At 56.6% G+C, this 7,135-nt stretch carries 6 protein-coding genes and 1 pseudogene; all 7 read right to left on the bottom strand.

Annotated features, from left to right (window positions below):
* Positions 1–409: pseudogene (locus CF70_RS31850) on the bottom strand (type VI secretion protein VasK); the annotation flags it as partial.
* Positions 406–1,638 carry a hypothetical protein gene (locus CF70_RS31855; protein ID WP_035875341.1) on the bottom strand — a complete coding sequence of 411 codons (1,233 nt, stop codon included), beginning with the start codon at positions 1,636–1,638 and terminating at the stop codon, positions 406–408. The pseudogene CF70_RS31850 and the gene CF70_RS31855, both read right to left, overlap by 4 nt.
* The gene (locus tag CF70_RS31860) at positions 1,639–1,896 is read right to left on the bottom strand and encodes a PAAR domain-containing protein (RefSeq protein WP_035875345.1); all 258 of its coding nucleotides are present in this window, start codon (positions 1,894–1,896) and stop codon (positions 1,639–1,641) included.
* Between the two features lie 93 nt (positions 1,897–1,989).
* The gene (locus tag CF70_RS36390) at positions 1,990–2,496 is read right to left on the bottom strand and encodes a hypothetical protein (protein ID WP_152561973.1); all 507 of its coding nucleotides are present in this window, start codon (positions 2,494–2,496) and stop codon (positions 1,990–1,992) included.
* Positions 2,497–2,592: 96 nt separating this feature from the next.
* Entirely contained in the window at positions 2,593–3,564 is a 972-nt protein-coding gene (locus CF70_RS36395) for a hypothetical protein (protein ID WP_152561974.1), read from the bottom strand.
* A 1-nt stretch (position 3,565) separates the two neighbouring features.
* On the bottom strand, positions 3,566–6,250 hold the full coding sequence (locus CF70_RS31865; protein ID WP_200876844.1) for a hypothetical protein: 2,685 nt from the start codon (positions 6,248–6,250) through the stop codon (positions 3,566–3,568).
* Positions 6,251–6,257: 7 nt separating this feature from the next.
* Positions 6,258–7,135: DUF2345 domain-containing protein (locus tag CF70_RS31870; RefSeq protein ID WP_035875348.1), on the bottom strand; the 878-nt coding region annotated here is incomplete at its 5' end.

Here is a 7,135-nt window from a genome sequence, read left to right on the forward strand (position 1 = left end):
GGCGGGCGATGGCGGCGTCGTCGCCGGTGAGGAGCAGCCAGGGCTGGCGGTAGCGCCAGCCCCGACCGTGATGCACGTGAAGCGCGTCACGTATTGTGGCCAGTTGCCCGGGACGCGCTGCCGACTCGCCGCCCCCCGCCGCCTCGCCCCGCCTGCTGGCATCGTAGTTGGCCACCCACAGCCTGGCGCGCAGCAGCTGAACCTTTAGCGCCAACCATTCGTAGTACCTGGCCAGTAGCAGCGACACAATGCACCCGATCGCCAAGGAAATCTCGAAGAGCTTCACTTGCTGCAGAGACAGCCCCTGCCCCGGCCCCTCAAACCAAACCGCGAGGCCGACTGCGACAAAGAGGATCAATATCGCGATACAGAGATAGCGTGCTACTGGCTGTGGCTTGTATTCATTCATGATGGCTTGCGGCACACGAGGGCGATGCACCGATCGCCCTCCTGGGTGAGGACGAGTTGGGATCGGGCGGACAGGGCGGCATTCTCTGCAGCGAGGACAGTCGCGAGCCATGCGCCCGCACTGCCAGAGTTGCCGATGGTCTTCGCGAGATCCACCCATGTGACGGCATCGCCCAGGGGCGATGATGACCTGAGATGCGTGACCACCTCATCGGAAAGCGCTTGGTCCCAAACCGCACCGATGCCTTCGGCGCTGGTTCGCCCCCAACGCATTGCCAGTGCCACGGCATCCGAGGCGGACTGCGCGCTGCCCTTGGCAGGACGGTGCAAGTGCAGCACGGAACCATGCCGCGACGCGCCGGGGCGGCCCACCAGCAAAGCGACGCCTGCCTCGGCCACACCCGCATCCAGGCGCTCACTGATGGCTCGCCTCAACTGGAGTGCGACGAGTAGCTGCACCTCATCTGCGGGCATGCGGTCTGCCCAGGTGTCGACATCAAACAGCGACAGATGATCCGTATCGTCTGTCGTGGCGACAGGCAACTGCGGGAGGCACGCCAGTATCTTGGCTTCAAGTCGCGCGCTGACCTCATCCGCTTCCACGGATGACGCAGAGACGAGCCGTACACGTAGCCGGGTGTGCACCGGCAAGGATTCCAGACTCGCAATAACGGGGCGGAGCAAGCGGTCAAGCAGCCAGTCAGTGACGACTTTATGCCTGGCGTGTTCCGAGAGTTCATTGCCCGGGTAGAACGGCTTCTCGGGTATCGCGATCCAGCGGGCGATCGCACCCGTTTCAGGGTATGCCGCACTTGGCCGGGCAGCCATTTGCATGCGCCCGCTCGCAACGCCCTCAACGCCGTTCTCTGCGTCGTCGGCAGAAAAACACCAGGCGTGGGCCAGAATCGCAAGTGGCTTGCTAGCGCGCACATGGCAGTCCTGTTCCTCGGCATCGCTCGCCCGGTTGACCGCCATGGCGTCACTGCGCCGCGCATACGCGCCGGCCATGGCGACGCTCAACAGAAAGGCCCAGGCAGCCAAGGGATAGCCGATGACGCAAAGCCAGAACCAGACGGTGTTTGTCGGCTTTGTCGCGGGCCAGAGGTAGATGACAAACGCGGAGCCCCCACCCACAATGGCGACAAACAGGAACGTCCACCAGGCGGCCGACGGGCGCGGCAGGTCTGGCACCGTGGCTCTGGGCGGTACCCGCTGAAAATCGATGGGCATTTACCGAACCGTTGCGCCGCGCCAGCGAGCAATGAGGATACTGCCGCACTGGGTCCGGTCCCCGTCGCGCGCAAGCGGCACGCCCGCATCGGTCATGCTGGCGCCGCCCTCCACGATCTTGTTGTTGCCGTGAATCGGACACGACACGATATCGCCGATCCGCGCGGCACGTCTCCCCCGGACCTGAATGCGGTCCGATCCCGACAGGATCTTGCCGCCGTGACTCGTATCGTCGTCTTCGTAAGCTAATTCTTTCATAATCTTAAAAACCTCCTAAAACATGAATTAATTTACTCTTATTAACAATCCACGACTCCAACCCCACCCCTAAATTTACGCACTACAAATCAATTACCTCATTCGTCTAATAAAATTCTTGACATCGATAGCCGTCTTCAGTCGAAAAGTGGAAACTTGGTGCTCAGCATAGCCATCCACACCCGTCATCTCGCTATTTTCGACAATACTTTTATTCTCCGATAAAGAGCCGCTTGGATCCCTTTCGTATGTATATATCCGATAAAGGTCTCCATGTGTTCCCAGCCCACTGTGTCTCAACTCCCAGCGGACAATAACAAATAGATTCACTCTCCATTTAATTCTCCCAAAGAAAAGAGAGTCAACCTGAGGCGCCGCCACCTCGATTGAATATTTTGCAACCAGCTCTTCCCGGCAGAGACCGTTTTCATATTTATATAGCACCAAGTTTATAGGGTACTCATCATCCCCCGCCTCAACTGCAACCAGCGCACCCTTTTTAATCCGCGAGGCAGAAAACACCCCCTGAGCAGGAGACACCACCGGACACGGAACATACCTATCTTGAACTCGCCCGATCTTCATGAAGAGCTTAACCATCCAAAAATATTCTGCAGGAAGGCAGATCCTGAATTTACATCCGACGAACGCTTGTACAAATACTCAGATTTACCCAGATGATAAAAATACGGATATTCACTCTATAGATGACCCCTTAATCCATTTGCGGATCGCCATCTTATTCTTGCCTTTGTACTCGACATACACCCACCCCGACGAGCTTGTACTTATTATCTCTACCTCATCCCCCTTGATCAGGTACATTCGTGTTCTAGCTGGCTCTTCTGGACCATCATATAGCCATGATTTCTCCGCTGTAACTCTATCAACACCAGAATTCTTGTTGGCACTGATATTCGATTTTTTCCGGAGGAACTTAGCGTCAATACCTCTTCCCTCAACCTCGAGTTGCCGAGCAACTAAAAGATACGCGCCCCTGTTTTTGGCCGATGGTGGATCACAAGCCAACATATTGATTAAACCAAAACTTCGGACGACCGCATCATTTATTTTTGGCTCGTCGCGCCAGTCTACTGACTTTGCGAAATTTTCCGATTTTACGAAAGATTTCCATATATCTTTTGCCTTAAAAGATGTCCACTTAAACATAGTATCCGTACGATCATCTGCCCCATATCGCCAAAGATCTTTCTTTCCCTCCCAGTGGCCGCCGCAGACCTCTCCTGTATTATTGCTCAAAATACAGCCAGATTCAGTGGAAATAACCGGGCAATAGGCTCGACTGTGGATGTTTTTCCCCACCTCCGCAGGGCCGTCGCCCACCACCCCTGTGTTGATAGTCGAGAGAAAGACATACTTCCGGCTAGGCGACACGCTGGAATAAAATGCGCCAGAAAAAATTGTGCCTCCTATGGAGGTCAACCTCTCGGAGGGCAGCAGTTCCACAATCTCTCCACTCGGCTTGATCAATCTGGCGCGCTTCCACCCCGCCCCATAGGTATCCTTGTCCCAACCCTGAAGGGGATCTGAAAATTCGATTCGAGATTGCCTATTTATCTGCAAGACGTCTTCACCCGCCATTGCAAGCGATGCAAATAGGACTGTAATGGATATTATCGCCACCATATGTTTTATGCGCATAGTCATATCATCCGATCCTGTTTTTCAAAGCCACATAGCGTGGTGAAGCAACGCCAGCCGCCATCTCGCGATGATGACCATAATGTTCAACAACCTTCATCTCATGCGCCGATCTTTGCGCACCCCATTCGGCTGGATTTCTTGAGACATTTGGATGATTTGCAAAAAATCGATCCAGTGATCTTCCGATATCTCGCTCAACATAGTAGGGGCGATTCACGTGGTGATCGAGTGCCGTAGCCCGCCCAAGATCCGATTGAAAGTAGCTAGCAATGTTATATTGATAGCCGTTCGGCCGGAATGGCAAAATTCTGTCTCGGAGGCGGACCAGAAAATCTATCACTTGCCTGCGTTCGAACCGAGGATCCGAGATGGCACGTACGATCGACGCCAATGGAATATTATCAATTTTCTTGCCAAAGTTTTGTGCCGAACACCCTTTTCGAATAATATCCATCAAATCGCCGCCAGTTTTCGGCTTACCTTCTGTCAAAGAATGGTGCGTATAATACATGCGAGCAGAATTTCCGCTTCTCTCAACACTCCACCCACATTTCTCGAACAATTCCCGATAAGCGGCATTATCATCTTCACGAAACTTTAAAACCTGAGTTGGAAACTCCCCTTCACCACTGGGATTGATGGTCTTTTGCATGGCACCTGCCGTAAGTACTTCACTGTCATAGGACTGTACAGCATCCAGATTTCCCTCATTGGTTGACATTGCAACCAATATTCTCCGCTCACTAGCCGTTATTTCACCGCTGTCTGCCAGCTCCACCAGCACGGATGATTTTTCCAATGGGTTGTTTCCCCAATATACTGGTCCGTAACTAGGACCCCGTTTTGTTACGGAGAATTGGCTCACATAGCAACAACCACATTTACAATCCTCCGCATTCATAAAATTCCCAATCATCCCAATGGGATGAATATGAAACACCTGCGGAGCCGGAAGGGCGGGGAAATCTTCCTTCACAGCCTCCCACCAGGCCAGCGTCTGGATGCGCTTGCGTTCGGCCTCATGAGCCTCATCCGGCCCGGCCTTTTTCTCGATCTCGGTAATGAGCTGTTTCCACTTGTCCGGATTCGCCCATTCGCTCTCATGCTTGACAATGAGCCGTGAAGCCCGCATTGCCGCCCATGCGTCCTGGGAGGCAACGCAAAGGTCGTTTGCCGCCTGGCTGCCATCGCCTGTCGCATATAGCTGCCGACAAACGGCTTGCATCAACGGGTTGAGTTTGTCGATGGCGCCGGCGTTCGGGACGTCTGCGCCGGTCGAGTAGTCGACGTACGCCTGCGTCGAGGCAAAGATGGTGTGGGTGGAATCGTGCGGGTCATGCAGGATCTCGAAGTCCACCCACTTCTGCGGGAACTCGCGCGAGATCCGCCCTCCCGCGAAGTTTTGCTCGCGCACCCAGCCGGTGATGTCCTGGCGACGTACGTCCGCGCTGTCAATCTTCCACCAGCGCATCTTCTCGCCGTCACTGCCCGCGCTGGTCTCGGTGTATGGCTTCTCGGCACGCTGGCCGAGTTCCGCCAGCGTATACGCCTGCACGACATCGGTCAGCGGTGCGTCCTGGCCTTCCTGGTTCGGGTTCTTGTAGAGCGTCGTCCGCCGGTCGATCCGTAGAATCGTGGGGTCAGCCGGCAGCCCCAATTGCTCCCACGCTTTCGGCTTTGCGCCATGTTCGGTCACCCATGCGCGGCTCGTCTCGATGAACGACTGGATGCTGTCGTCGCAGAACATCTCGAGATGGACCATGCGGGCGGGGACCTGTTCACCGAGCGAATCGAACCGTCCGATGTGGCCGATAAGATCGCCTGCGTCGATTGGAACCGGCTTGAGTGGTACAACCACGCGATCCAGCGAGGTATCAGGCATGACGGTCTCGACGACATAAGCCCCGTTCTCTTTGCCGAGATAGATCCACCGCTTCTCCGCAGCGTCCGGCGCGACATACCCGCCTACTTTCGGCGGGACCATGGCCGACACATGCACGGAATCGATCTGGCCCCAGTTCCCGTCCCGCTTCAGAAGACTGAACTGCGCCCCACGAGGCAGAATGCCAAGGATCGTTCCTCCTGGCTTGGAGGTGCGGACGCGCAATCCGGTTTGCTCGGCTGGAGCGCCCACCCCACTCGCACTGACATCGGGCTTGTCGCCGGCGGCATCCGTGACCCGGAGCCACGTTGTCCAGTACGAAGGACGTGGCAATGCCTTGTCCGCTTCATAACTGGCGAAATCCTGCAGATGCATGTAAAGGCTGAAGAAAGTCAGCGTGTTGTCCTTCGGGAACTCCATCACGTGACGCACCAGCGCAAAGCCCGCGCTGAATTGGGCGCTGAATGCAGCCTTGTCACCCCGCTCCGGGATTTCGCTGGTCAGGTAGGTCCGGTTGACGCGCCAGGCAACCACCTCTCCATCGGCCATGCAGCGCACACCATGCTTGAGGTCGAGTGATGCACCGGCGCCTGCGTCAGTGATGTGGATGCCTCCGTGCCACATCCCTTTCCGGCTGACGGCGTATGCGCCACCTGGCTCTTTGCGTAGCAGCCGGTGAAATTCGTGCTGGTCGGTAAAGTCGGCCGAAGGGTCGCCGGGGGCTTCGGAGGCCTTACGGAACGGGTATGCAAAGTTCAGTTTCTTCACCGGCGTCTTGGCCGGCTGCTGCGGTGTCGTCGTTGCCATGGTCTGCTTATTCGGAGAACCCGAACTTCATGTTGCGCTTCACGTCTTGCAGCGGGGCGGCCTCCCAGGCAGGGAAGGCAAAGTTGCCACCGGCGGGGTCGTCGGTACGCAAGTTGCCCTTGACGTTGATCTCCCCGCTGGGGCTGGCCAGTTCGATCTTCCCGTTTGCAATCCGGATGTATGCGCCCGCGCCATCGCCGAGGGTGATGCCCTTCGAGGCGGTGATCATGACTTCGCCAGTCGAGGAACTGACAACAACATTCTTGAGTGCCATCAACTCCAGCGCGTCGCCTTGGGCTTGTATTTGCACCTTGCCCTTTGCAGCGAAGATCCGGATGCCCAGCTTCGCCGCGAATAGGGAGATGGCCTCGCCGGCTGCGGCGGTGATGCGCTTCATTACCCCGATGTCCAGGCCGCCGCCGGCTGTCATGAAGATTTGCTTGCTCGCAGCGATCTGCATGTCCCGCCCACTGGCAATGCCAATGCCTTTCGGAGCGCTGGCGAGGATCGCAGGCGCCTTGAGTTGCGTCAGCGTCTGCTCGATCAAGGCGCGCTGCTGGTCGATCTCTGCAAGCCACCCTTTGGCGGCATTTGCGGAATCGTTGAGGCTGCGCATCATGTCCATGGCTTGCCGCAGCGTATCTTCGGCATCTGACATGGCAAGTTGCTCTCCACCGGCATTCGGCTGGCCATCCGCCGAAAGGAACAACCCCTTGCCACCGCGGATCGCCCCCCAGGCGTCGGTGCGCAACTCAAAGCCTTCCCCCCGCTTTTTCCTCTTGCGATCAACGAGGTAGCCAAGGTTGAGCTGGGTCTTGCCGCCATACTCGGTGGAAAGCTTGATGCCTTCCTCACCCTTCCAGTCCTCCATGCGCAGCTTGTTGT

Source organism: Cupriavidus sp. SK-3, assembly GCF_000611145.1.
Classification (GTDB): domain Bacteria; phylum Pseudomonadota; class Gammaproteobacteria; order Burkholderiales; family Burkholderiaceae; genus Cupriavidus.